This window comes from Saccharomonospora amisosensis (assembly GCF_011761185.1).
GTDB lineage: Bacteria > Actinomycetota > Actinomycetes > Mycobacteriales > Pseudonocardiaceae > Saccharomonospora_A > Saccharomonospora_A amisosensis.
In genome coordinates this window covers 4,665,762-4,687,071 of the sequence record NZ_JAAOYM010000001.1, presented here as the reverse complement: position 1 = coordinate 4,687,071, position 21,310 = coordinate 4,665,762, and the positions used below count along the sequence as shown (strand labels likewise).

Annotated in this window: 28 protein-coding genes; 24 read left to right on the top strand and 4 right to left on the bottom strand. The window is 65.5% G+C overall.

What is annotated here, in order from left to right; genetic code table 11:
• Positions 1–22: 22 nt before the first annotated feature.
• A complete protein-coding gene (locus FHU38_RS22745) occupies positions 23–3,934 on the top strand; it encodes a DNA-directed RNA polymerase subunit beta' (RefSeq protein ID WP_167174960.1) in 3,912 nt (1,303 codons plus the stop codon).
• 287 nt (positions 3,935–4,221) lie between these two features.
• The gene (locus tag FHU38_RS22740; RefSeq protein WP_167174957.1) at positions 4,222–4,959 is read left to right on the top strand and encodes a D-Ala-D-Ala carboxypeptidase family metallohydrolase; all 738 of its coding nucleotides are present in this window, start codon (positions 4,222–4,224) and stop codon (positions 4,957–4,959) included.
• Positions 4,960–5,026: 67 nt separating this feature from the next.
• Here the strand turns inward: FHU38_RS22740 and FHU38_RS22735 are convergent, their stop codons facing one another.
• From FHU38_RS22735 to FHU38_RS22720, 4 genes are read right to left on the bottom strand one after another with little or no spacing between them, the layout of a single operon-like run.
• On the bottom strand, positions 5,027–5,680 hold the full coding sequence (locus tag FHU38_RS22735; RefSeq protein ID WP_167174954.1) for a hypothetical protein: 654 nt from the start codon (positions 5,678–5,680) through the stop codon (positions 5,027–5,029).
• A 29-nt stretch (positions 5,681–5,709) separates the two neighbouring features.
• Positions 5,710–6,834, bottom strand: a complete 1,125-nt coding sequence (locus tag FHU38_RS22730; RefSeq protein ID WP_167174951.1) for a WXG100 family type VII secretion target — start codon at positions 6,832–6,834, stop codon at positions 5,710–5,712.
• Positions 6,835–6,854: 20 nt separating this feature from the next.
• Positions 6,855–7,175, bottom strand: coding sequence for an ESX-1 secretion-associated protein (locus FHU38_RS22725; RefSeq protein WP_167174948.1), 321 nt, complete (start codon positions 7,173–7,175; stop codon positions 6,855–6,857).
• The gene (locus FHU38_RS22720) at positions 7,175–7,747 is read right to left on the bottom strand and encodes a YbaB/EbfC family nucleoid-associated protein (RefSeq protein WP_167174945.1); all 573 of its coding nucleotides are present in this window, start codon (positions 7,745–7,747) and stop codon (positions 7,175–7,177) included. The genes FHU38_RS22725 and FHU38_RS22720 overlap by 1 nt, the downstream gene beginning before the upstream one ends.
• Before the next feature lie 404 nt (positions 7,748–8,151).
• Here FHU38_RS22720 and rpsL point away from each other — a divergent pair, with 404 nt between their 5' ends.
• The 22 genes from rpsL to rplR all read left to right on the top strand — a co-directional run bounded on the left by rpsL (position 8,152) and on the right by rplR (position 21,277).
• On the top strand, positions 8,152–8,526 hold the full coding sequence (gene rpsL / locus FHU38_RS22715) for a 30S ribosomal protein S12 (protein WP_003102113.1): 375 nt from the start codon (positions 8,152–8,154) through the stop codon (positions 8,524–8,526).
• Positions 8,526–8,996, top strand: coding sequence for a 30S ribosomal protein S7 (gene rpsG / locus FHU38_RS22710; RefSeq protein ID WP_009152373.1), 471 nt, complete (start codon positions 8,526–8,528; stop codon positions 8,994–8,996). The genes rpsL and rpsG overlap by 1 nt, the downstream gene beginning before the upstream one ends.
• A 75-nt stretch (positions 8,997–9,071) precedes the next feature.
• Positions 9,072–11,171, top strand: coding sequence for an elongation factor G (gene fusA / locus FHU38_RS22705; protein WP_167174942.1), 2,100 nt, complete (start codon positions 9,072–9,074; stop codon positions 11,169–11,171).
• Positions 11,172–11,363: 192 nt separating this feature from the next.
• On the top strand, positions 11,364–12,557 hold the full coding sequence (gene tuf, locus FHU38_RS22700) for an elongation factor Tu (RefSeq protein ID WP_167174939.1): 1,194 nt from the start codon (positions 11,364–11,366) through the stop codon (positions 12,555–12,557).
• A gap of 315 nt (positions 12,558–12,872) precedes the next feature.
• A complete protein-coding gene (gene rpsJ / locus FHU38_RS22695; RefSeq protein ID WP_003883485.1) occupies positions 12,873–13,178 on the top strand; it encodes a 30S ribosomal protein S10 in 306 nt (101 codons plus the stop codon).
• Positions 13,179–13,208: 30 nt separating this feature from the next.
• Positions 13,209–13,865, top strand: coding sequence for a 50S ribosomal protein L3 (gene rplC / locus FHU38_RS22690; protein ID WP_167174936.1), 657 nt, complete (start codon positions 13,209–13,211; stop codon positions 13,863–13,865).
• Positions 13,862–14,533, top strand: coding sequence for a 50S ribosomal protein L4 (gene rplD, locus FHU38_RS22685; protein WP_167174933.1), 672 nt, complete (start codon positions 13,862–13,864; stop codon positions 14,531–14,533). Before rplC ends, rplD begins: the two co-directional genes overlap by 4 nt.
• Positions 14,530–14,841, top strand: coding sequence for a 50S ribosomal protein L23 (rplW, locus tag FHU38_RS22680; protein ID WP_009152378.1), 312 nt, complete (start codon positions 14,530–14,532; stop codon positions 14,839–14,841). The genes rplD and rplW overlap by 4 nt, the downstream gene beginning before the upstream one ends.
• Before the next feature lie 14 nt (positions 14,842–14,855).
• Positions 14,856–15,689: a 50S ribosomal protein L2 gene (rplB, locus tag FHU38_RS22675; RefSeq protein ID WP_009152379.1), complete on the top strand. Its 834-nt coding sequence runs from the start codon at positions 14,856–14,858 to the stop codon at positions 15,687–15,689.
• A gap of 18 nt (positions 15,690–15,707) precedes the next feature.
• A complete protein-coding gene (gene rpsS / locus FHU38_RS22670) occupies positions 15,708–15,989 on the top strand; it encodes a 30S ribosomal protein S19 (RefSeq protein WP_005453244.1) in 282 nt (93 codons plus the stop codon).
• A gap of 26 nt (positions 15,990–16,015) precedes the next feature.
• Positions 16,016–16,444, top strand: coding sequence for a 50S ribosomal protein L22 (gene rplV, locus FHU38_RS22665; RefSeq protein ID WP_167174930.1), 429 nt, complete (start codon positions 16,016–16,018; stop codon positions 16,442–16,444).
• On the top strand, positions 16,444–17,301 hold the full coding sequence (gene rpsC / locus FHU38_RS22660; protein WP_167174927.1) for a 30S ribosomal protein S3: 858 nt from the start codon (positions 16,444–16,446) through the stop codon (positions 17,299–17,301). Before rplV ends, rpsC begins: the two co-directional genes overlap by 1 nt.
• Before the next feature lie 3 nt (positions 17,302–17,304).
• Positions 17,305–17,724: a 50S ribosomal protein L16 gene (gene rplP, locus FHU38_RS22655; protein WP_167174924.1), complete on the top strand. Its 420-nt coding sequence runs from the start codon at positions 17,305–17,307 to the stop codon at positions 17,722–17,724.
• Positions 17,724–17,975 carry a 50S ribosomal protein L29 gene (rpmC, locus tag FHU38_RS22650; protein ID WP_167174921.1) on the top strand — a complete coding sequence of 84 codons (252 nt, stop codon included), beginning with the start codon at positions 17,724–17,726 and terminating at the stop codon, positions 17,973–17,975. The genes rplP and rpmC overlap by 1 nt, the downstream gene beginning before the upstream one ends.
• On the top strand, positions 17,972–18,253 hold the full coding sequence (rpsQ, locus tag FHU38_RS22645; RefSeq protein ID WP_009152385.1) for a 30S ribosomal protein S17: 282 nt from the start codon (positions 17,972–17,974) through the stop codon (positions 18,251–18,253). The genes rpmC and rpsQ overlap by 4 nt, the downstream gene beginning before the upstream one ends.
• Before the next feature lie 76 nt (positions 18,254–18,329).
• The gene (gene rplN / locus FHU38_RS22640; RefSeq protein WP_009152386.1) at positions 18,330–18,698 is read left to right on the top strand and encodes a 50S ribosomal protein L14; all 369 of its coding nucleotides are present in this window, start codon (positions 18,330–18,332) and stop codon (positions 18,696–18,698) included.
• A complete protein-coding gene (rplX, locus tag FHU38_RS22635) occupies positions 18,699–19,013 on the top strand; it encodes a 50S ribosomal protein L24 (protein ID WP_167174918.1) in 315 nt (104 codons plus the stop codon).
• Entirely contained in the window at positions 19,013–19,585 is a 573-nt protein-coding gene (gene rplE / locus FHU38_RS22630; RefSeq protein WP_167174915.1) for a 50S ribosomal protein L5, read from the top strand. Before rplX ends, rplE begins: the two co-directional genes overlap by 1 nt.
• A 75-nt stretch (positions 19,586–19,660) precedes the next feature.
• Positions 19,661–19,846: a type Z 30S ribosomal protein S14 gene (locus tag FHU38_RS22625; protein WP_009152390.1), complete on the top strand. Its 186-nt coding sequence runs from the start codon at positions 19,661–19,663 to the stop codon at positions 19,844–19,846.
• 76 nt (positions 19,847–19,922) lie between these two features.
• Positions 19,923–20,321, top strand: coding sequence for a 30S ribosomal protein S8 (gene rpsH / locus FHU38_RS22620; protein WP_167174911.1), 399 nt, complete (start codon positions 19,923–19,925; stop codon positions 20,319–20,321).
• Positions 20,322–20,336: 15 nt separating this feature from the next.
• Positions 20,337–20,876 (top strand): 50S ribosomal protein L6, encoded by a 540-nt coding sequence (rplF, locus tag FHU38_RS22615; protein WP_167174908.1) that lies wholly within the window; start codon positions 20,337–20,339, stop codon positions 20,874–20,876.
• Between the two features lie 2 nt (positions 20,877–20,878).
• Positions 20,879–21,277 (top strand): 50S ribosomal protein L18, encoded by a 399-nt coding sequence (gene rplR, locus FHU38_RS22610; RefSeq protein WP_167174905.1) that lies wholly within the window; start codon positions 20,879–20,881, stop codon positions 21,275–21,277.
• The last annotated feature ends 33 nt before the right edge of the window (positions 21,278–21,310 follow it).

Below are 21,310 nucleotides of genomic sequence, written 5' to 3'. Positions count from 1 at the left end.
CAACCCAAGGGGATGCAAGGACGTGCTGGACGTCAATTTCTTCGATGAGCTCCGGATCGGTCTGGCCACCGCCGACGACATTCGCCAGTGGTCGTTCGGCGAGGTCAAGAAGCCGGAGACCATCAACTACCGCACACTCAAGCCGGAGAAGGACGGGCTCTTCTGCGAGAAGATCTTCGGACCCACCCGGGACTGGGAGTGCTACTGCGGTAAGTACAAGCGGGTCCGCTTCAAGGGCATCATCTGCGAGCGCTGCGGCGTCGAGGTGACCCGCGCCAAGGTTCGTCGTGAGCGGATGGGCCACATCGAGCTGGCCGCGCCGGTGACACACATCTGGTACTTCAAGGGTGTGCCGTCGCGGCTCGGCTACCTGCTCGACCTGGCTCCGAAGGACCTCGAGAAGATCATCTACTTCGCGGCGTACGTGATCACCGGCGTGAACACGGAGCTGCGGCACAACGACCAGCCGACACTGGAGAACGAGATCAGTGTCGAGCGCAAGAACATCGAGGCCAAGCGGGACGCCGACATCGAGGCGCGCGCGCAGAAGCTCGAGGCCGACCTCCAAGAGCTGGAGAACGAGGGCGCCAAGGCCGACGTTCGCCGCAAGGTCAAGGAGGGCGGCGAGCGCGAGATGCGCCAGATCCGCGACCGCGCCCAGCGCGAACTGGACCGGCTGGAGGAGGTCTGGTCGACCTTCACCAAACTGGAACCGCGCCAGCTCATCGTCGACGAGCAGCTCTACCGTGAGCTGGTCGACCGCTACGGTGAGTACTTCACCGGCGGCATGGGCGCGGAAGCCATCCAGAAGCTGGCCACCGAGTTCGATGTCGACGCAGAGGCGGAGTCGCTGCGAGAGACCATCCGCAACGGCAAGGGCCAGAAGAAGCTGCGGGCGCTGAAGCGGCTGAAGGTCGTCGCCGCGTTCCAGGCCACCGGCAACGACCCGCGCGGCATGGTGCTCGACGCCGTTCCGGTCATCCCGCCGGAGCTGCGCCCGATGGTGCAGCTCGACGGTGGCCGGTTCGCGACGTCCGACCTCAACGACCTGTACCGCCGCGTCATCAACCGCAACAACCGGCTCAAGCGGCTGATCGATCTCGGTGCGCCCGAGATCATCGTCAACAACGAGAAGCGGATGCTGCAGGAGGCCGTTGACGCGCTGTTCGACAACGGCAGGCGCGGCAGGCCGGTCACCGGTCCGGGAAATCGTCCGCTGAAGTCGCTTTCCGACCTGCTGAAGGGTAAGCAGGGCCGGTTCCGCCAGAACCTGCTCGGCAAGCGCGTCGACTACTCGGGCCGTTCGGTGATCATCGTCGGTCCGCAGCTGAAGCTGCACCAGTGCGGGCTGCCGAAGGATATGGCGCTGGAGCTGTTCAAGCCGTTCGTGATGAAGCGGCTTGTGGACCTCAACCACGCGCAGAACATCAAGTCCGCCAAGCGGATGGTGGAGCGGGCGCGTCCGCAGGTGTGGGACGTGCTGGAAGAGGTCATCAACGGCCACCCGGTGCTGCTCAACCGCGCGCCGACGCTGCACAGGCTCGGTATCCAGGCCTTCGAGCCGCAGTTGGTGGAAGGCAAGGCCATCCAGCTGCATCCGCTGGTCTGCGAGGCGTTCAACGCGGACTTCGACGGCGACCAGATGGCCGTGCACCTGCCGCTGTCGGCGGAGGCGCAGGCCGAGGCGCGCATCCTGATGCTGTCGGCGAACAACATCCTTTCGCCCGCGTCGGGTCGTCCGCTGGCCATGCCACGACTGGACATGGTGACCGGGCTGTTCCACCTGACGAGGCTGGACGAGAACGCCAAGGGCGCCGGCCAGTCGTTCTCGTCGTTCGCCGAGGCGGTGATGGCCTACGACATGAAGCAGGTCGGACTGCACGCCCCCGTGAAGATCCGCATCCGCGATCGGCAGCCGCCGAAGGCCGAAGAGGCCAAGCTGCGTGAGAACGGTTGGGAGCCGGGGCAGCCGTGGCTGGCCGAGACCACGCTGGGCCGGGTGCTGTTCAACGAGCTGCTGCCCGCGGACTACCCGTTCGTGAACGAACCACTGCCGAAGAAGCGGCAGGCGGTCATCGTGAACGACCTCGCGGAGCGGTACTCGATGACGCAGGTCGCGCAGACGCTCGACCGGCTCAAGGACGCCGGGTTCCACTGGGCTACCCGTTCGGGTGTCACGGTGGCGATCTCCGACGTGCTGGTGCCGCCGGAGAAGAAGGAGATCCTGGACCAGTACGAGGCCAGGGCAGCCCAGGTCGAGAAGCGCTACCAGCGCGGTCAGCTCTCGCACGCCGAGCGCAACAACGAACTGGTGAAGGTCTGGGGCCAGGCGACGGAGGACGTCGCCAAGGTCATGGAGGATCACTTCCCCGAGGACAACCCGATCGCCATGATCGTGAAGTCCGGTGCGGCGGGCAACATGACGCAGGTCCGCTCGCTTGCCGGGATGCGTGGTCTGGTGTCCAACCCGAAGGGCGAGTACATCCCCAGGCCGATCAAGTCGAACTTCCGTGAGGGCCTGTCGGTGGCGGAGTACTTCATCGCCACGCACGGCGCGCGGAAGGGTCTGGCTGACACGGCGCTGCGGACCGCCGACTCGGGTTACCTGACCCGACGGCTGGTGGACGTGTCGCAGGACGTGATCGTCCGTGAGACTGACTGCGGCACCAGCCGCGGCATAAACATGACCATCGGGGAGAAGCTGCCCGACGGTCGCGTCGCGCGCGCCGAGCACGTGGAGACCAGCGTTTACGCCCGCAACCTCGCCGCCGACGCGGTGGACGAGCAGGGCAACGTCGTCCTGAATGCGGGTGACGACCTTGGTGACCCGGCGATCGAGCGGCTGATCACCTCGGGCATCACCCGGGTGAAGGTGCGCAGCGTGCTCACCTGCGAGTCGGCGATGGGTGTGTGTGCCACCTGCTACGGCCGGTCCATGGCGACGGGCAAGCTGGTTGATGTCGGTGAGGCCGTCGGTATCGTCGCTGCGCAGTCGATCGGTGAACCGGGCACGCAGCTCACGATGCGTACCTTCCACCAGGGTGGTGTCGCCGGTGACGACATCACCACCGGTCTGCCTCGTGTCACCGAGTTGTTCGAGGCGAGGGTCCCGAAGGGCAAGGCGCCGATCGCCGACGTCGACGGCCGCGTGCGGATCGAGGAGAGCGAGCGGTTCTGGAAGATCACGCTCATCCCGGACGACGGCAGCGAGGAGATCGTCTTCGACAAGCTGTCGAAGCGGCAGCGGCTCGCGCTGGGACCGGATGGTCCGTTGCAGGACGGCGATCACGTCAACGTGGGCCAGCCGCTGCTGGAAGGCACGCCCGACCCGCACGAGGTGCTGCGTGTGATGGGGCCGCGCGAGGCCCAGATGCACCTGGTGGACGAGGTGCAGAAGGTGTACCGGGCGCAGGGTGTGTCGATCCACGACAAGCACATCGAGGTCATCGTGCGGCAGATGCTGCGGCGTGTCACGATCATCGATTCCGGTGCGACCGAGTTCCTGCCGGGTGAGCTGCCGGAGCGCACGAGGTTCGAGCAGGTCAACCGGCAGGCAGTGGCCGAGGGCGGCGAGCCGGCCTCCGGTCGTCCGGTGCTGATGGGCATCACGAAGGCGTCGTTGACCACGGACTCGTGGCTGTCGGCGGCGTCGTTCCAGGAGACCACGCGAGTGCTGACCGATGCGGCGATCAACGGCCGCAGCGACAAGCTCGTGGGCCTCAAGGAGAACGTGATCATCGGAAAGCTGATCCCGGCTGGCACGGGTATCAACAGGTACCGCAACATCCAGGTGCAGCCGACCGAGGAGGCTCGGGTCGCCGCGTACGCGATCCCGTCCTACGACGACGGCTACTACACCCCGGACGTGTTCGGCACCGGTACCGGTGCGGCAGTGCCGTTGGACGACTACGACTTCGGTCGCGACTTCCGGTAACCGGTCGTACCAGCGGCAGCGCCAACTCACGCTGCGTCAGCAAAAGGGGGGAGGCCCCGGCCACCAGGCCGAGGCCTCCCCCTTTTCTTGCGCCCTCACCGCGTTTTGCCCGCTAAACGTGCCCAGGCCCGGCCCATGGACCGCGTTTCGCGGGCAAAACGTGGTCAGGGCAGCCAGCGGAGGTGATTGTTACTCGTGTTATGCGATCAGTTGGTGAGTTGTTGACAGCTTGAGAGTCGTTACAGCAAGCTTCCTCATCGTCACTCGTTCGTGTGAGGAGGTTGTTGATGAAGAGACGCGTAACCGGGTTGCTCGCCGTGTTGCTGATCGCTGTCGTCACCAGTTTTGTGGGCGCCGTGGTCACGGCAGCGCCCGCGCAGGCTGACGGCTGTTACACCTGGAACCGAACGTTGTCACAAGGTGCCTCGGGTGAGGACGTCCGTCAGCTGCAAGTACGCGTCTCCGGCTATCCCGGATACGGGTCGGTGCTCGCGCTCGACGGTTCGTACGGCCCAGCCACCAAGGCCGCGGTCACCCGTTTTCAGCAGGCGTACGGCCTCAGTGCTGATGGGATCGCCGGCCCGCAGACGTTCAGCAAGATCTACGCACTCCAGGACGACGACTGCAGCCCGGTGAACTTCTCCTACGGCGAGTTGAACAACTGCAACTCCAGTTGGTCGGGCGGTGCGGTCGGTGCGTCCACGGCAAGAGCCAACGCATTGGTCTCGATGTGGAAGCTACAGGCCATGCGACACGCACTTGGTGATCAGCCGATTCGGGTGACCAGCGGCTTCCGCAGCCATTCCTGCAACGACGCGGTTGGCGGCGCACCCAACAGCCGTCACCTCTACGGCGACGCGGTGGACCTCGGGTCGGGCCCGCACTCGCTTTGCACGCTCGCCAGGCAGGCACGCAACCACGGCTTCAACGGGATCCTCGGACCCGGCTACCCGGGGCACAGTGATCACACCCACGTCGACCACCGGTCGAGCCGGTTCTGGTCGGCCTCCAGCTGCGGCATCTAGCCCGGGCCGACATTCGCATGCCACGTTTAGCGGGCTAACCGTGGTGTCGACGACCACGGTTAGCCCGCTAAACGCGCGGGGCGCCTGGCTGGACTTCGTTCAGCAGTTGGTCGAGATGGTTCAGCAGGGCGCCCTTGCTGAGCCTGCGGTCCCTGTGTTCGGTGGAGATCATTCCTTGCCGGCTGCGGAAGCCTTCGGGTGGTGTGTAAGCCCCGGAGGACAGATCCTTGAAGATCGGCTGTTCCCATTCGATGAACGCCGGGTACAAAGCCAGCCGCCAGTCGATGATCGCCTGGCGGCTGCTGGAGGTGAAGAAACCGCCATAGGGGTAGCGGTTCATGGCGATGCTCACCACGTAGTCGTAGCGCCAGGCCTTTCTGTATCCACCCGACGTGCCCGCACTGACCCTGATCCGAGTTCGCTGCTGGCGCGCGTGAAAGATGTACCCGCGGTGTTCACCGAGCAGTTCGATGTCGGTTCCCGGCAGTGCTGTGGCCTCCCACGATTCAGGTGTGGCCGTACCGTCCGGGCTCAGATCACCGTTCGTGCCGCTGCCGGTCTTCACCAGCCAACCGTGTTGCCGCGCCATGCGGCGGGCTCCGCCCCACCGGAAGATCACCCTGGGGATGAGTCGTTTCAGCCACCAGCCAAGCCCGAGTACGAGCAGGGCGAGGATCAACCATCCCCACACGTTGTCGGGCAGCCAGATTGCCGGGTCCATCGGTCCAACCTTCTCAGTCGTGAACTGGCTCAGATGTCCAGGTAGCCCTCGGTCTCACTCCTGGATTGGTCCGCACCCGTCTCGTCATACTCCCCGGCCTTCTGCGCGTTGCCGATGTTGCGAGCCGACTTCTCCGGCCCGGCGTTGGCACCCGTGCCGAGTCCTACCTGGGCGACGGCAGTATCCATCACGTTCTTGCCCACGGAGCGCGCGAACCCGGCCTGCACCCGCTCGCCGACCAGGCCGTCGCCGCTCATGAGTTTGACGATCGGAGACTTGCTGCCCGCCTCCAGCGCCATGTCCGCCAAGGCGCTGTCGAGCTTCTTGTAGTCCATGGCCTGTTTGAACCCGGTGCGCAGGTTGCCCATCCGGGTACGGAGCCCCCGCAGGAAGTCCATGACCTTGTCGAAAAGCCTGCGCAGCTTCGCGATCGCCTGTGAGACCTTTCCTCCGGTCGTGGCCGCGCGTGCTGTGGTGGCTGTCCCAGCGGCGGCGGTCGAGGCGCCTGCGGTTGGAACGGCGGCGGCGAGGGCGGGTATCCAGATCATGATCAGCCAGGTGATGAATTCGGTGAGCAGCGCCTTGATGAAGTCCTCGATGACCGTCATTACCATGCTTGACATTTGCAGGAACTGGGCCAGCTCGCCCGCCTGCCCGGCGACGCCGTCGATGCCCCTGGCGAAGTCGGCGAGCTTGGTGCCAGCTGCTTCTGACGCCGCTCCTCCCCAGTTCTGCAGGGAGTTGGCGAGGTCCTCGTTGAACTTCTCGCGCAGCTTCTCCACGCCCTTGCCGATGGCGTCGAAGTTCTCCGCGGCTTGTGACAGTGCTGGCCCGTCGCCGCTGACGAAGTGAATGGCGTCCTCGAGCGGTTGTACCACGCTGATCAGGAAGTTCAGGCCCTGACTTACCAGCCAGCCGATCGGATCGGTGGCGATTCCCATGGCAGCGCCACCGAGGGACATGATCAGACCGGAACCCTCGGACACCAAGCCGGACACTTCGGAGCCGGTGGCGCCGTCGGTCAGTTTGCCTCCGGCCTCGAACGCTTTCAGTGCGTTGCCGTAAATGGGTACGGCTTCGCGTGCCTTCGTGCCGGTGTCCTTCTCCCCGACCTTGATCTTGACGCCGCCTGCTTCGTGCTCTTCTTCAGTCATGTTGGTTGATTCCGTGTCCCTTACTTGCCGTCGATCTCGAACTTGACCCCGTTGAGGAGTTGTTTCACGGCGTCCTCGTTTTGCTGGTAGCCGTCCGCGGCCATGGCGAACTTTTCGGATGCCGACTGGAAACCGTCCTGCAGGCTGGTGAACAGTTCTTTGAGATCGCCGAGCATCTCGGTGTAACTGTGTTTCACGAACAACCCGACGACGCCCCACGACTTGTCCCCGACGTCGGCGGTGTCGACGAGGCCCGCGATCTCGCTAGCCGTGTCCTTCTGCCCCGCGAGCTTGCCCGAGTAGGTGCGTAGTTCCTCGGAATTGACGTTGAACCCGGTCATCAGCGGTCCTCCTCGTTGAACAGGTTCTGCAGGAACTCCTCGCCCGCCGAGCTGCCACCCGCGCTGGGTGGCGGTGCCTGGGTGCCACGGTCAGCGCCGGAGCTCAGCACCGTCCGCTGCGAGTAGTCGTCGTGGTACTCCTCCTCGGCAGGCTGCCTGCGGACGCCGTCGCCGTGCTGGGAGCGCAGCTCCTCAACGGAAGTGCCGAACAGTTCCGCCTGGGCCTGGAGAACCTGCTCGCTGAGTTGGGCGTCGTCACCGAGGTGCTCGTCGACGAGCCCGGCCTGTTTGCGTGCCGCCTCCGCCACGGCCTGCTGGATAGTTGTGAGCAGAGCCGAAGACAACGCCTGTGGTTGCTGGCCCAGCGCCTTCTCTGTGAACTGGATGTCCTTGATGGCGCCGCCGGGACCAGCCACGACGGTGATGGAGCGGTCGGCGGAGGTGGCGGTTGCCTCGAGCGAGGCAATCTCGTTGCGCAGCTGACCGAGGTTCGCGAATCGGTCATCCACATTCTTGATCTTGGACTGGAACTTCTCGAACTCCGCGACCAGTTGGTCGAACTCCGCTGACACGAGGGGCCTCCCGGGCTATGGTGGCTGCGACGGCCGGCTTGCTTTGCGGACTCATGATGGATCATCCCCACACGGCCGTGGGCCGGAATCGGGTAAGCTGGTAACCGCAGGCCATCCGTCCGTGGCTGCTTGGTGGGCCGGAAGCGACCCCCGATGTGGTAGCCATCAATGCGGGCGGGTATCTTTGACGACCGTGCCCGGCAGCTGTCGGGCTGCTCCGTGCGCCATCGGGCCACGTCCGGGTGTTCCCGGTTCGCCGCGCTGGCCAGGCGGAGCTCCACGGCAATCCCGATGGGAAGTTGAAGGGTCGCGAAGATCCTGACGCGGGCCGACACGCCCGACCTCGGGGACCGGGGAGACAAGCAGAGCTGTATAGCTGAAGGACGCGACAGAAAGCTGGTCCATTGCCCACGATCCAGCAGTTGGTCCGCAAGGGCCGCCAGGACAAGGCTGCCAAGCAGAAGACCGCGGCGCTCAAGGGGAGCCCGCAGCGTCGTGGTGTGTGCACGCGCGTGTACACGACCACACCCAAGAAGCCGAACTCGGCGCTGCGCAAGGTCGCGCGTGTGAAGCTGACCAGCGGCATCGAGGTCACGGCCTACATTCCCGGCGAGGGTCACAACCTCCAGGAGCACTCCATGGTGCTCGTGCGTGGCGGGCGTGTGAAGGACCTGCCGGGCGTTCGCTACAAGATCATCCGCGGTTCGCTCGACACCCAGGGTGTGAAGAACCGCAAGCAGGCGCGCAGCCGGTACGGCGCGAAGAAGGAGAAGAGCTAATGCCCCGCAAGGGTCCGGCCCCGAAGCGGCCGCTGATCGCTGACCCGGTGTACGCATCTCCGCTCGTCACCCAGCTGGTGAATAAGGTGCTGACGGACGGGAAGCGTTCGCTCGCCGAGCGAATCGTCTACGGCGCGCTGGAAGGGGCTCGTGAGAAGACCGGCACCGATCCGGTCGTCACACTGAAGCGTGCGCTGGACAACGTGCGGCCCACTCTCGAGGTGAAGAGCCGCAGGGTTGGTGGCGCGACCTACCAGGTGCCCATCGAGGTCAAGCCCGGTCGCTCGACCACCCTTGCGCTGCGCTGGATCGTCACCTTCGCGCGGCAGCGCCGCGAGAAGACCATGATCGAGCGCCTGCAGAACGAGCTGCTCGACGCGAGCAACGGCCTCGGGGCCAGCGTGAAGCGCCGCGAGGACACCCACAAGATGGCCGAGTCCAACAAGGCTTTTGCCCACTACCGCTGGTGAGCAAGGAACACAGTCGCCCGGTCCGGGACGATCAGCCAATGCCGGGCCCCACGTTTGAGACAGGGGAACACTGAAGTGGCACGTGACGTGCTGACCGACCTGAGCAAGGTCCGCAACATCGGCATCATGGCCCACATCGACGCCGGTAAGACGACCACCACCGAGCGGATCCTGTTCTACACCGGGATCAACTACAAGATCGGCGAGGTGCACGACGGCGCCGCGACGATGGACTGGATGGAGGAGGAGCAGAAGCGGGGTATCACCATCACCTCGGCTGCCACCACCACCTTCTGGAACGACTACCAGATCAACATCATCGACACCCCTGGCCACGTCGACTTCACCGTCGAGGTGGAGCGCAACCTGCGCGTGCTCGACGGCGCGGTCGCCGTCTTCGACGGCAAGGAGGGTGTCGAGCCGCAGTCCGAGCAGGTTTGGCGCCAGGCCGACAAGTACGAGGTCCCTCGCATCTGCTTCGTCAACAAGATGGACAAGCTGGGCGCGGACTTCTACTTCACCGTGCGCACCATTGAGGAGCGCCTCGGCGCCCGCCCGCTCGTCATCCAGTTGCCGATCGGCGCGGAGAGCGAGTTCGAGGGTGTGATCGACCTCGTCCGCATGAAGGCGCTGACGTGGCGTGGCGACGTCAAGAAGGGCGAGGACTACGAGGTCGAGGAAATCCCGGCCTCGCTCGCCGACAAGGCCGCCGAATATCGCGACAAGCTGGTCGAGGCCGTCGCAGAGACCGACGACGAGCTCATGGAGAAGTACTTCGGCGGCGAAGAGCTGACCGAAGCCGAGATCAAGAACGGCATCCGCAAGCTCACCACGGAGCGCGCGGCCTACCCGGTGCTTGCCGGTTCGGCGTTCAAGAACAAGGGCGTGCAGCCCATGCTCGACGCCGTGATCGACTACCTGCCGTCGCCGCTGGATCTGCCGCCGGTGGAAGGGACGCTGACCGACGGCGAGACCGCGGTCATGCGCAAGCCGTCGGTTACTGAGCCGTTCTCCGCGCTCGCGTTCAAGATCGCCGCGCACCCGTTCTTCGGGAAGCTGACCTACATCCGGGTCTACTCGGGCAAGGTCGCGGCGGGCAGCCAGGTCGTCAACGCGACCAAGGAGCGCAAGGAGCGCATCGGCAAGATCTTCCAGATGCACTCCAACAAGGAGAACCCAGTCGATGAGGCGCAGGCGGGCCACATCTACGCCGTCATCGGGCTGAAGGACACCACGACCGGCGACACCCTCGCCGACCCGCAGAACCCGGTTGTGCTGGAGTCGATGACCTTCCCCGAGCCGGTCATCAAGGTCGCCATCGAGCCCAAGACCAAGGCGGACCAGGAGAAGCTCTCCACCGCGATCCAGAAGCTCGCCGAGGAGGACCCGACCTTCCGGGTCAGCCAGGACGAGGAGACCGGGCAGACGATCATCGAGGGCATGGGCGAGCTCCACCTCGAGGTGCTCGTCAACCGGATGAAGTCCGACTACAAGGTCGAGGCGAACATCGGTAAGCCCCAGGTCGCCTACCGTGAGACCGTCCGCAACACCGTCGAGAAGCTCGAGTACACCCACAAGAAGCAGACCGGTGGTTCCGGTCAGTTCGCGAAGGTGATCGTCAAGCTCGAGCCGCTGCAGACCACGGACGGCGCACTCTACGAGTTCGACAACAAGGTCACCGGTGGCCGCGTGCCGAGGGAGTACATCCCATCGGTGGACGCGGGTGCGCAGGACGCCATGCAGTACGGCGTGCTCGCAGGCTATCCGCTCGTCGGGTTGAAGTTCACCTTGTTGGACGGTGCGTACCACGAGGTCGACTCCTCGGAAATGGCCTTCAAGATCGCCGGTTCGATGGCGATGAAGGAGGCCGCGAGGAAGGCAGGCCCGGTACTGCTGGAGCCGATGATGGCGGTCGAGGTGACCACACCCGAGGACTACATGGGTGACGTCATCGGCGACCTGAACTCCCGCCGTGGCCAGATCCAGGCCATGGAGGAGAGGTCGGGCACGCGCGTCGTGAAGGCGCTCGTGCCGCTGTCGGAGATGTTCGGGTACGTGGGCGACCTGCGGTCGAAGACCCAAGGTCGTGCCAACTACACGATGCACTTCGACTCCTACGCGGAGGTTCCGGCGAACGTCGCGAAGGAGATCATCGCGAAGGCGACGGGGGAGTGAGCGCCCTGGGACGGGTACGGCGAACCCGGTGTCTTCACATCGGCACCGCGGCGGTGGGGGAGTAACAACCCTCAAAGCATCCAAAGCGGGCGCCAAGGGGCTGTTCCCTGAAGGTCCGCACAACTGACCAGATCGAGTCGTAGATCGGCAGCCACGCCGGTCACGAGCAAGAAAGTCCAGGAGGACATTCCAGTGGCGAAGGCGAAGTTCGAGCGGAGCAAGCCGCACGTCAACATCGGAACCATCGGGCACGTCGACCACGGCAAGACCACTCTGACCGCGGCGATCACCAAGGTTCTCCACGACAAGTTTCCCGAGCTGAACCAGTCGCGCGCGTTCGACCAGATCGACAACGCGCCCGAGGAGAAGCAGCGCGGTATCACGATCAACATCTCGCACGTCGAGTACCAGACCGACAAGCGGCACTACGCGCACGTCGACGCTCCGGGTCACGCCGACTACATCAAGAACATGATCACCGGTGCGGCCCAGATGGACGGCGCGATCCTCGTGGTGGCGGCCACCGACGGCCCGATGCCGCAGACTCGCGAGCACGTGCTGCTCGCCCGTCAGGTCGGTGTGCCCTACATCGTGGTGGCTCTGAACAAGGCCGACATGGTGGACGACGAGGAGATCCTCGAGCTCGTCGAGATGGAGGTCCGTGAGCTGCTGAGCGCCCAGGAGTTCCCCGGCGACGACGCTCCGGTGGTTCGCGTGTCCGGGCTGAAGGCGCTCGAGGGCGACGAGAAGTGGTCGCAGAGCGTGCTCGACCTCATGGAGGCCGTGGACGACAACATCCCGGACCCGGTGCGTGACACCGAGAAGCCGTTCCTGATGCCGATCGAGGACGTCTTCACCATCACCGGTCGCGGGACGGTCGTCACCGGCCGTATCGAGCGCGGTGAGATCAAGCTCAACGAAGAGGTCGAGATCGTCGGTATCCGGCCCGACTCGCGCAAGACCACGGTCACGAGCATCGAGATGTTCAACAAGATGCTGGACTACGGTCAGGCCGGTGACAACGCGGCTCTGCTGCTGCGTGGTGTGAAGCGTGAGGACGTGGAGCGCGGTCAGGTCGTCGTGAAGCCCGGCACCACCACGCCGCACACCGAGTTCGAGGGCCAGGTCTACATTCTGTCCAAGGACGAGGGTGGTCGGCACACGCCGTTCTTCAACAACTACCGCCCGCAGTTCTACTTCCGCACCACGGACGTGACCGGCGTCGTGACCCTTCCCGAGGGCACGGAGATGGTCATGCCCGGCGACAACACCCACATCTCGGTGCAGCTGATCCAGCCGGTCGCCATGGACGAGGGTCTGCGGTTCGCCATCCGTGAGGGTGGCCGTACCGTTGGTGCCGGTCAGGTCACCAAGATCATCAAGTAAGGCAGTGCACCCCCCGGTGCGAATGCCGGGTGCCCGTGTGGCATCCTGTTAAGGTTGCTCGACGCGGGGCGGCCGATTTCCAGGGACTGAGTTCAAGAAATCGGCCGCCCTGCTGCGAGCGTCCTGGACCCACGGTCTTTCCGTGGGTCGGGAGTGGCCGGCCGCGCCGTCGGCCCTTCGTGATGTGACAGACCTAGCGGCACGACAACGATCCTGCGGGATCAGTCTGCGTAGTGGGCGCGACACGCCCGACCGCGTGGACCGGAAGGCAAGTCGTTGACGTGCGGTAACAGCGGTACGAGACGGTAAGGAACCATGGCGGGACAGAAGATCCGCATCAGGCTCAAGGCCTACGACCACGAGGCGATCGACGCCAGCGCGCGCAAGATCGTCGAGACGGTGACGCGCACCGGCGCCTCGGTCGTCGGACCTGTGCCGCTGCCCACCGAGAAGAACGTTTACTGCGTCATCCGTTCGCCGCACAAGTACAAGGACTCGCGCGAGCACTTCGAGATGCGCACGCACAAGCGTCTGATCGACATCCTCGACCCGACGCCGAAGACGGTCGACGCGCTGATGCGCATCGACCTTCCGGCGAGCGTCGACGTCAACATCCAGTAAGCGTTGGTCGAGCGGCGGAGATAGAGACTCATGTCTGAAAGGCAAGTGAAGGGCATTCTGGGCACCAAGCTCGGCATGACCCAGGTCTTCGACGAGAACAACCGGGTTGTCCCGGTGACCGTCGTGCAGGCCGGGCCGAACGTGGTGACCCAGGTGCGCAACAAGGAGACGGACGGCTACTCGGCCGTACAGCTCGCCTTCGGTGCCGTCGACCCACGCAGGGTCAACAAGCCGAGGACGGGCCACTTCGAGAAGGCCGGTGTGACACCGCGGCGCTACATCGCCGAGCTACGCACGGCCGACGCCGAGTCCTACGAGGTCGGCCAGGAGATCACCGCGGAGGTGTTCCCCAGCGGTTCCGTGGTCGACGTGACCGGTACCAGCAAGGGCAAGGGCTACGCCGGTGTAATGAAGCGACATGGCTTCTCCGGGCAGGGCGCCAGCCACGGTAACCAGGCCAAGCACCGTGCTCCCGGTTCGATCGGCGGCTGCGCCACTCCTGGCCGTGTGTTCAAGGGCCTGCGCATGGCGGGCCGGATGGGCAACCAGCGAGTGACGACGCAGGGCCTCACCGTGCACGCGGTGCGTCCCGAGGACGGCCTGCTGCTGATCAAGGGCGCGGTTCCCGGACCCAAGGGCGGGCTGATCTTCGTCCGCAGCGCCGCGAAGGGTGGTGTGACGCAGTGACCGCGACCGTGGAACTCAAGACCCCGGCAGGCAAGGCCGAGGGGACGGTCGAGCTTCCCGCCGAGATCTTCGACGTACCGGCGAACATCCCGCTGATGCACCAGGTCGTCGTGGCCCAGCTGGCCGCGGCGCGGCAGGGTACGCACGACACGAAGACCAGGGGCGAGGTGCGCGGCGGTGGCCGCAAGCCGTACCGGCAGAAGGGAACCGGTCGCGCCAGGCAGGGTTCGGTCCGTGCACCGCAGTTCACCGGCGGTGGCACCGTGCACGGCCCCACGCCACGTGACTACACCCAGCGGACCCCGAAGAAGATGAAGGCGGCCGCGCTGCGCGGCGCCCTCTCCGACCGGGCGCGCTCAGGGCAACTGCACGTGGTCACGGAGCTGGTGTCCGGTGAGAAGCCGTCCACGAAGGCAGCCAAGGCCGCGCTCGCCGCGGTGACGCAGGCCAAGCGTGTGCTCGTGGTGCTGCACCGCGACGAGGAGCTGAGCAGGCTTTCCGTGCGCAACCTGCCGAACGTGCACCTGCTGACCCCCGACCAGCTCAACACCTACGACGTTCTCGTCAACGATGACGTCGTGTTCACCAAGGCGGCGTTCGACGTGTTTCTCGCCGGCCCGAGCAGGGCGGCCAAGTCGGGCGATGCCGAAAGGAGTGACCAGGCATGAGCTCCGTGGCGATTCCCGACCCGCGTGACATCCTGATCGCGCCGGTGATCTCCGAGAAGTCGTACGGGCTGCTTGAGGATCACAAGTACACCTTTCTTGTCCGCCCCGACGCCAACAAGACCCAGATCAAGGTCGCGGTCGAGAAGGTCTTCGGCGTGAAGGTGATCAGCGTGAACACGCTGAACCGGCCGGGTAAGCGCAAGCGCACCCGGTACGGCTACGGCAAGCGCAAGGACACCAAGCGCGCCATTGTCACGCTCTCGGCCGAGAGCAAGCCGATCGAGATCTTCGGCGGACCCGCCGCGTAAGGGACTGAGAAGACATGGGCATCCGCAAGTACAAGCCGACGACGCCTGGTCGTCGTGGCTCCTCCGTCTCGGATTTCGCCGAGATCACCCGCTCGACGCCGGAGAAGGCACTGCTGCGTCCGCTGCACGGGCGTGGCGGCCGCAACTCCGCTGGCAAGATCACCACCCGGCACAAGGGTGGTGGACACAAGCGCGCGTACCGGGTCATCGACTTCCGGCGTAACGACAAGGACGGTGTTCCCGCCAAGGTCGCGCACATCGAGTACGACCCCAACCGCAGTGCCCGCATCGCGTTGCTGCACTACGCCGACGGCGACAAGCGCTACATCATCGCGCCGGAACGCCTCAAGCAGGGTGACCGGGTGGAGAGCGGTCCGAGGGCCGACATCAAGCCGGGCAACAACCTGCCGCTTCGCAACATCCCGGTGGGCACCGTGATCCACGCGATCGAACTCCGTCCCGGCGGCGGCGCGAAGATCGCGAGGTCGGCGGGTGCCCGCGTGCAGTTGGTCGCCAAGGACGGTCCGTACGCCCAGCTGCGGATGCCTTCCGGCGAGATCCGCAACGTGGACGTGCGCAACAGGGCGACGGTCGGCGAGGTCGGCAACTCCGAGCACTCCAACATCAACTGGGGCAAGGCGGGACGTAACCGGTGGCGCGGCAAGCGCCCCACCGTCCGTGGTGTCGTGATGAACCCGGTCGACCACCCGCACGGTGGTGGCGAGGGCAAGACCTCCGGCGGTAGGCACCCGGTGAACCCGAACGGCAAGCCGGAAGGCCGCACGCGTCGCAGCAAGCCGAGCGACAAGCTGATCGTCCGCCGTCGGCGCACCGGCAAGAAGCGCTGAGCAGGGAGGTAGTAAGAGATGCCGCGCAGCCTGAAGAAGGGCCCGTTCGTGGACGACCACCTGCTCAAGAAGGTGGACGCGCTCAACGAGTCGGGCAAGAAGACAGTGATCAAGACCTGGTCTCGCAGGTCGACCATCATTCCGGACATGCTCGGCCACACCATCGCGGTGCACGACGGCCGCAAGCATGTGCCGGTGTTCGTCACCGAGGCGATGGTCGGACACAAACTTGGTGAGTTCGCCCCGACGCGGACCTTCAAGGGCCACGTCAAGGAAGACCGCAAGTCGCGCCGCCGCTGAGCGCGCACCGAGAAGGGGAAGCAGCGATGAACGCGCGTAATGACGCGGTGGCCGAGGCAGAGGAGACCCTGCCGACAGCCTTCGCGCGAGCTCGCTTCGTCCGGGACTCGCCGACCAAGGTGCGCCGGGTGATCGAGCTGATCAAGGGCCGTAACGCCAACGAGGCGCTGGCCGTGCTCAGGTTCGCTCCGCAGGCGGCCAGTGGGCCCGTGGCGAAGGTGCTCGCCAGTGCCATGGCCAACGCGGAGAACAACCTGGACCTCGACCCGGACACGCTCTGGGTCAAGAACGCCTACGCCGACGAAGGTCCGACGCTCAAGCGCATCCGGCCGCGCGCCCAGGGCCGGGCGTACCGGATCCGCAAGCGGACCAGCCACATCACGGTTGAGCTCGAGTCCCGGCCCGCGTCCGACAAGGCGAAGTCGAAGAGCAAGAAGAAGGCAGGTGGCCGGTAGTGGGCCAGAAGATCAACCCGCACGGCTTCCGGCTCGGGATCACCACGGATTGGAAGTCCCGCTGGTACGCCGACAAGCAGTACTCGGAGTACGTCGCCGAGGACGTCAAGATCCGCAAGCTCCTGTCGACGGGCATGGAGCGGGCCGGTATTTCCAAGGTCGAGATCGAGCGCACCCGGGACCGGGTCCGTGTGGACATCCACACCGCGCGGCCGGGCATCGTCATCGGCCGCCGTGGCGCCGAGGCCGACCGGATTCGTGGCGCACTGGAGAAGCTCACCGGCAAGCAGGTGCAGCTGAACATCCTCGAGGTGAAGAACCCCGAGTCGGACGCGCAGCTGGTCGCCCAGGGCGTGGCCGAGCAGCTGTCCAACCGGGTGGCTTTCCGGCGGGCCATGCGTAAAGCGATCCAGACCTCGATGCGTTCGCCGCAGGTCAAGGGCATCCGCGTGCAGTGCAGCGGCAGGCTCGGCGGCGCCGAGATGTCGCGCTCGGAGCACTACCGCGACGGCAGGGTTCCGCTGCACACGTTGCGTGCCGACATTGACTACGGCTTCTTTGAGGCTCGCACCACCTTCGGCCGGATCGGCGTGAAGGTGTGGATCTACAAGGGCGACATCGTCGGTGGGCTGAAGGGCAAGCAGGAGCGGGACGCGGCCGCGGCCGCCGAGCGCGCCCCACGGCGCGAGCGGCCCTCCCGGCGTCGTTCCGGTTCCTCCGGCACCACGCCGACCTCGACCGAAGCCGGCCGGGCCGCCGCGGCCTCGCAGGGTGGCGCGCAGAGCGACACCGATGTGGCCGCAGGCCAGGCTCCGCAGGTGGCGGCGCAGGACGCCGCAGAGAAAACGGAGGGCTGAGGCGTGCTCATCCCACGCAAGGTCAAGCACCGCAAGCAGCACTCGCCGAAGCGTTCCGGCGCCGCCAAGGGTGGCACCAAGGTCAACTTCGGTGAGTACGGGATCCAGGCGCTCGAGCACAGCTATGTGACGAACCGGCAGATCGAGTCTGCCCGTATCGCCATGACCCGGCACATCAAGCGTGGCGGGAAGATCTGGATCAACATCTTCCCCGACCGGCCGCTGACGAAGAAGCCAGCCGAAACCCGCATGGGTTCCGGTAAGGGATCGCCCGAGTGGTGGGTGGCCAACGTGAAGCCGGGCAGGGTCATGTTCGAGATGAGTTTCCCGAACGAGACCGTGGCTCGCGAGGCGCTGCGCCGCGCGATCCACAAGCTGCCGATGAAGTGCCGGATCGTGACGCGCGAAGGTGGTGAGTTCTGATGGCTAAGGCCGGAGGAGTTGCGGCGTCAGAACTTCGTGAGCTCACTGCGGAGGAGCTCGTGCTGCGGCTGAAGGAAGCCAAGGAGGAGTTGTTCAACCTCCGGTTCCAGATGGCCACCGGGCAGCTCGACAACAACCGCAGGCTGCGCACCGTGCGCGCGGACATCGCCCGCATCTACACCGTGATGCGCGAGCGTGAGCTCGGGCTCTCCATCGCGCCTGACGAGAACGAGAGTGAAGGTGCCGCATGACGGAGCCGGTGCAGAAGAAGGAGTCCGGCCGTAACTACCGGAAGGTCCGGGAAGGTCTGGTCGTGTCCGACAAGATGGACAAGACGATCGTGGTCGAGCTCGAGGACCGCAAGAAGCACCCGCTGTACGGCAAGGTGATGCGCTCGACCAAGAAGGTCAAGGCGCACGACGAGCAGAACACGGCCGGTGTGGGCGACCGCGTGCTCCTCATGGAGACCCGGCCCCAGTCGGCCACCAAGCGCTGGCGGCTCGTCGAGATCCGCGAGAAGGCCAAGTAAGCAGGGGCTCGAGTGGCCCCGTTCGTTCCGCCAGGCTCGGGTCTACCGAGAACCGGCGCGACATACAGGAGTTGACGTGATCCAGCAGGAGTCGCGACTGCGAGTCGCCGACAACACGGGTGCCAAGGAGATCCTGACCATCCGGGTGCTCGGTGGCTCGGGGCGGCGCTACGCGGGCATCGGCGACATCATCGTCGCCACCGTCAAGGACGCCATCCCGGGCGCCAACGTGAAGCGTGGTGACGTCGTCAGGGCCGTCATCGTCAGGACGGTGAAGGAGAAGCGTCGCCCCGACGGCTCCTACATCCGGTTCGACGAGAACGCCGCGGTCCTCATCAAGAACGACAACGAACCGCGAGGGACCCGCATCTTCGGCCCGGTTGGGCGCGAGCTGCGCGATCGGAAGTTCATGAAGATCATCTCGCTCGCGCCGGAGGTGCTCTAGATGAAGGTGAAGAAGGGCGACACCGTCCTCGTCATCGCAGGCAAGGACAAGGGCGCGAAGGGCAAGGTCATCCAGGCCTATCCAGACCGCCAACGGGTTCTGGTCGAGGGTGTGAACCGCATCAAGAAGCACACCAGGATCACCCAGACCCAGCGGGGCGCTCAGTCCGGCGGCATCGTGACGCAGGAGGCCCCCATCCACGTGTCGAACGTGATGGTGGTGGACTCCGATGGCAAGCCGACCAGGGTGGGCCACCGCATCGGCGAGGACGGTAAGAAGGTTCGGATCTCGCGCAGGACCGGCAAGGACATCTGATGACCACCGCAGAGAAGACATATCCGACACCGCGGTTGAAGATCCGGTACCGCGAAGAGATCGCAGGGCAGCTCCGCGAGGAGTTCGGCTACACCAACCCGCACCAGATCCCCGGTGTGGTCAAGGTCGTGGTCAACATGGGCGTCGGCGACGCCGCCCGCGACAGCAAGTTGATCGAGGGCGCCGTCCGCGACCTGGCCACCATCACCGGCCAGAAGCCGGAGGTGCGCAGGGCCCGCAAGTCCATCGCGCAGTTCAAGCTGCGTGAGGGGCAGCCGATCGGTGCGCGAGTGACGCTGCGCGGCGACCGCATGTGGGAGTTCCTCGACCGGCTGCTCACCATCGCACTGCCGCGTATCCGTGACTTCCGCGGGTTGTCCGCGAAGCAGTTCGACGGCAAGGGCAACTACACCTTCGGTCTCACGGAGCAGTCGATGTTCCACGAGATCAACCCGGACTCCATCGACCGCCCTCGCGGCATGGACGTCACGGTCGTCACCACCGCCACCACTGACGACGAGGGCCGTGCGCTGCTTCGCAAGCTCGGTTTCCCGTTCAAGGAGGCGTCATGAGCGACACCCGAGTGCACACGCTCAGGAAAGCCAGCCGGGCGCGGGTGTCCCGCAAGACACAGGAGAACTGAGCAGATGGCCAAGAAAGCTCTGATCGCCAAGGCCGCGCGCAAGCCGAAGTTCAAGGTTCGGGGCTACACCCGCTGCCAGCGCTGCGGGCGGCCGCGCTCCGTCTACCGCAAGTTCGGCCTTTGCCGCGTCTGCCTGCGGGAGATGGCGCACGCCGGCCAGCTTCCCGGTGTGAACAAGTCCAGCTGGTGAAGGCTCACTACCGACTCCCACTTCGCCACAGGCCCCGCGACGCGGGGAACCAGGGCGAGAAAGGTTGAAGGTCACCATGACGATGACCGACCCGATCGCAGACTTCCTGACACGTCTGCGCAACGCGAACTCGGCGTACCACGACGAGGTCGTGCTGCCCCACTCGAAGATCAAGGTGAACATCGCCGAGATCCTCAAGCGCGAGGGCTACATCTCGAGCTACCGGACAGAGCCGGGCGAGAAGCACAAGAACCTCGTCGTCGAGCTGAAGTACGGCCCGAACCGGGAGCGCAGCATCGCGGGGCTGCGGCGAGTCTCGAAGCCCGGTCTGCGGGTGTACGCCAAATCGACCAACCTGCCCAGTGTTCTGGGTGGCCTCGGGGTGGCGATCATCTCGACGTCGTCGGGGCTGCAGACCGACAGGCAGTGCAAGCGCAACGGCGTGGGCGGGGAAGTCCTCGCCTACGTCTGGTGAGGAAGGGGGACTGGCATGTCACGCATCGGTAAGCTGCCGATCACCGTCCCCTCCGGGGTCGAGGTGACCATCGACGGACAGCGCGTCACGGTCAAGGGCCCCAAGGGCACTCTCGAGCACACCGTTCCCGAGCCGATCATGGTGGAGCGCGCCGAGGACGGCACGTTGCAGGTGAGGCGTCCCGACGACGAGCGGGAGAGCCGCTCGCTGCACGGTCTGACCCGCACCTTGGTGAACAACCTGGTCGTCGGCGTGACCGACGGTTACGAGAAGCGGATGGAGATCCACGGGGTCGGTTACCGCGTGCAGGCCAAGGGGCAGGACCTGGAGTTCGCCCTCGGCTACAGCCACCCGGTGACGATCAAGGCACCGGAGGGCATCACCTTCAAGGTGGAGAGCCCGACGCGGTTCTCGGTGTCCGGCATCGACAAGCAGAAGGTCGGCCAGACCGCGGCGGTCATCCGCAAGCTACGTCGCCCCGACCCGTACAAGGGCAAGGGCCTGCGCTACGAGGGTGAGCGCATCCGCCGCAAGGTCGGAAAGACGGGTAAGTGATCATGAGCGAAACGGTTACAAAGCGCAAGCCCATCGGCAAGGACATCTCGACCCGTCGGCGCGAAGGCAAGATCCGGCGGCACAACCGGCTGCGCAAGAAGATCAACGGTACGGCCGAGCGGCCCAGGATGTCGGTGAAGCGGTCCTCGCGACACATCGTCGTCCAGTTGATCGACGACATCGCCGGGCACACCATGGCGTCGGCATCGAGCCTCGAAGCGAGTGTGCGCTCGGTCGAGGGCGACAAGAAGGCCAAGGCAGCCAAGGTCGGCGAGTTGGTCGCGGCCCGCGCCAAGGACGCGGGAATCTCCAAGGTGGTGTTCGACCGTGGTGGCAACGCCTACCACGGCCGGATCGCCGCGCTGGCCGACGCCGCCCGCGAGGCGGGGTTGGAGTTCTAACAGTGAGCAACATTCTCGAGAACGGAAGGAACG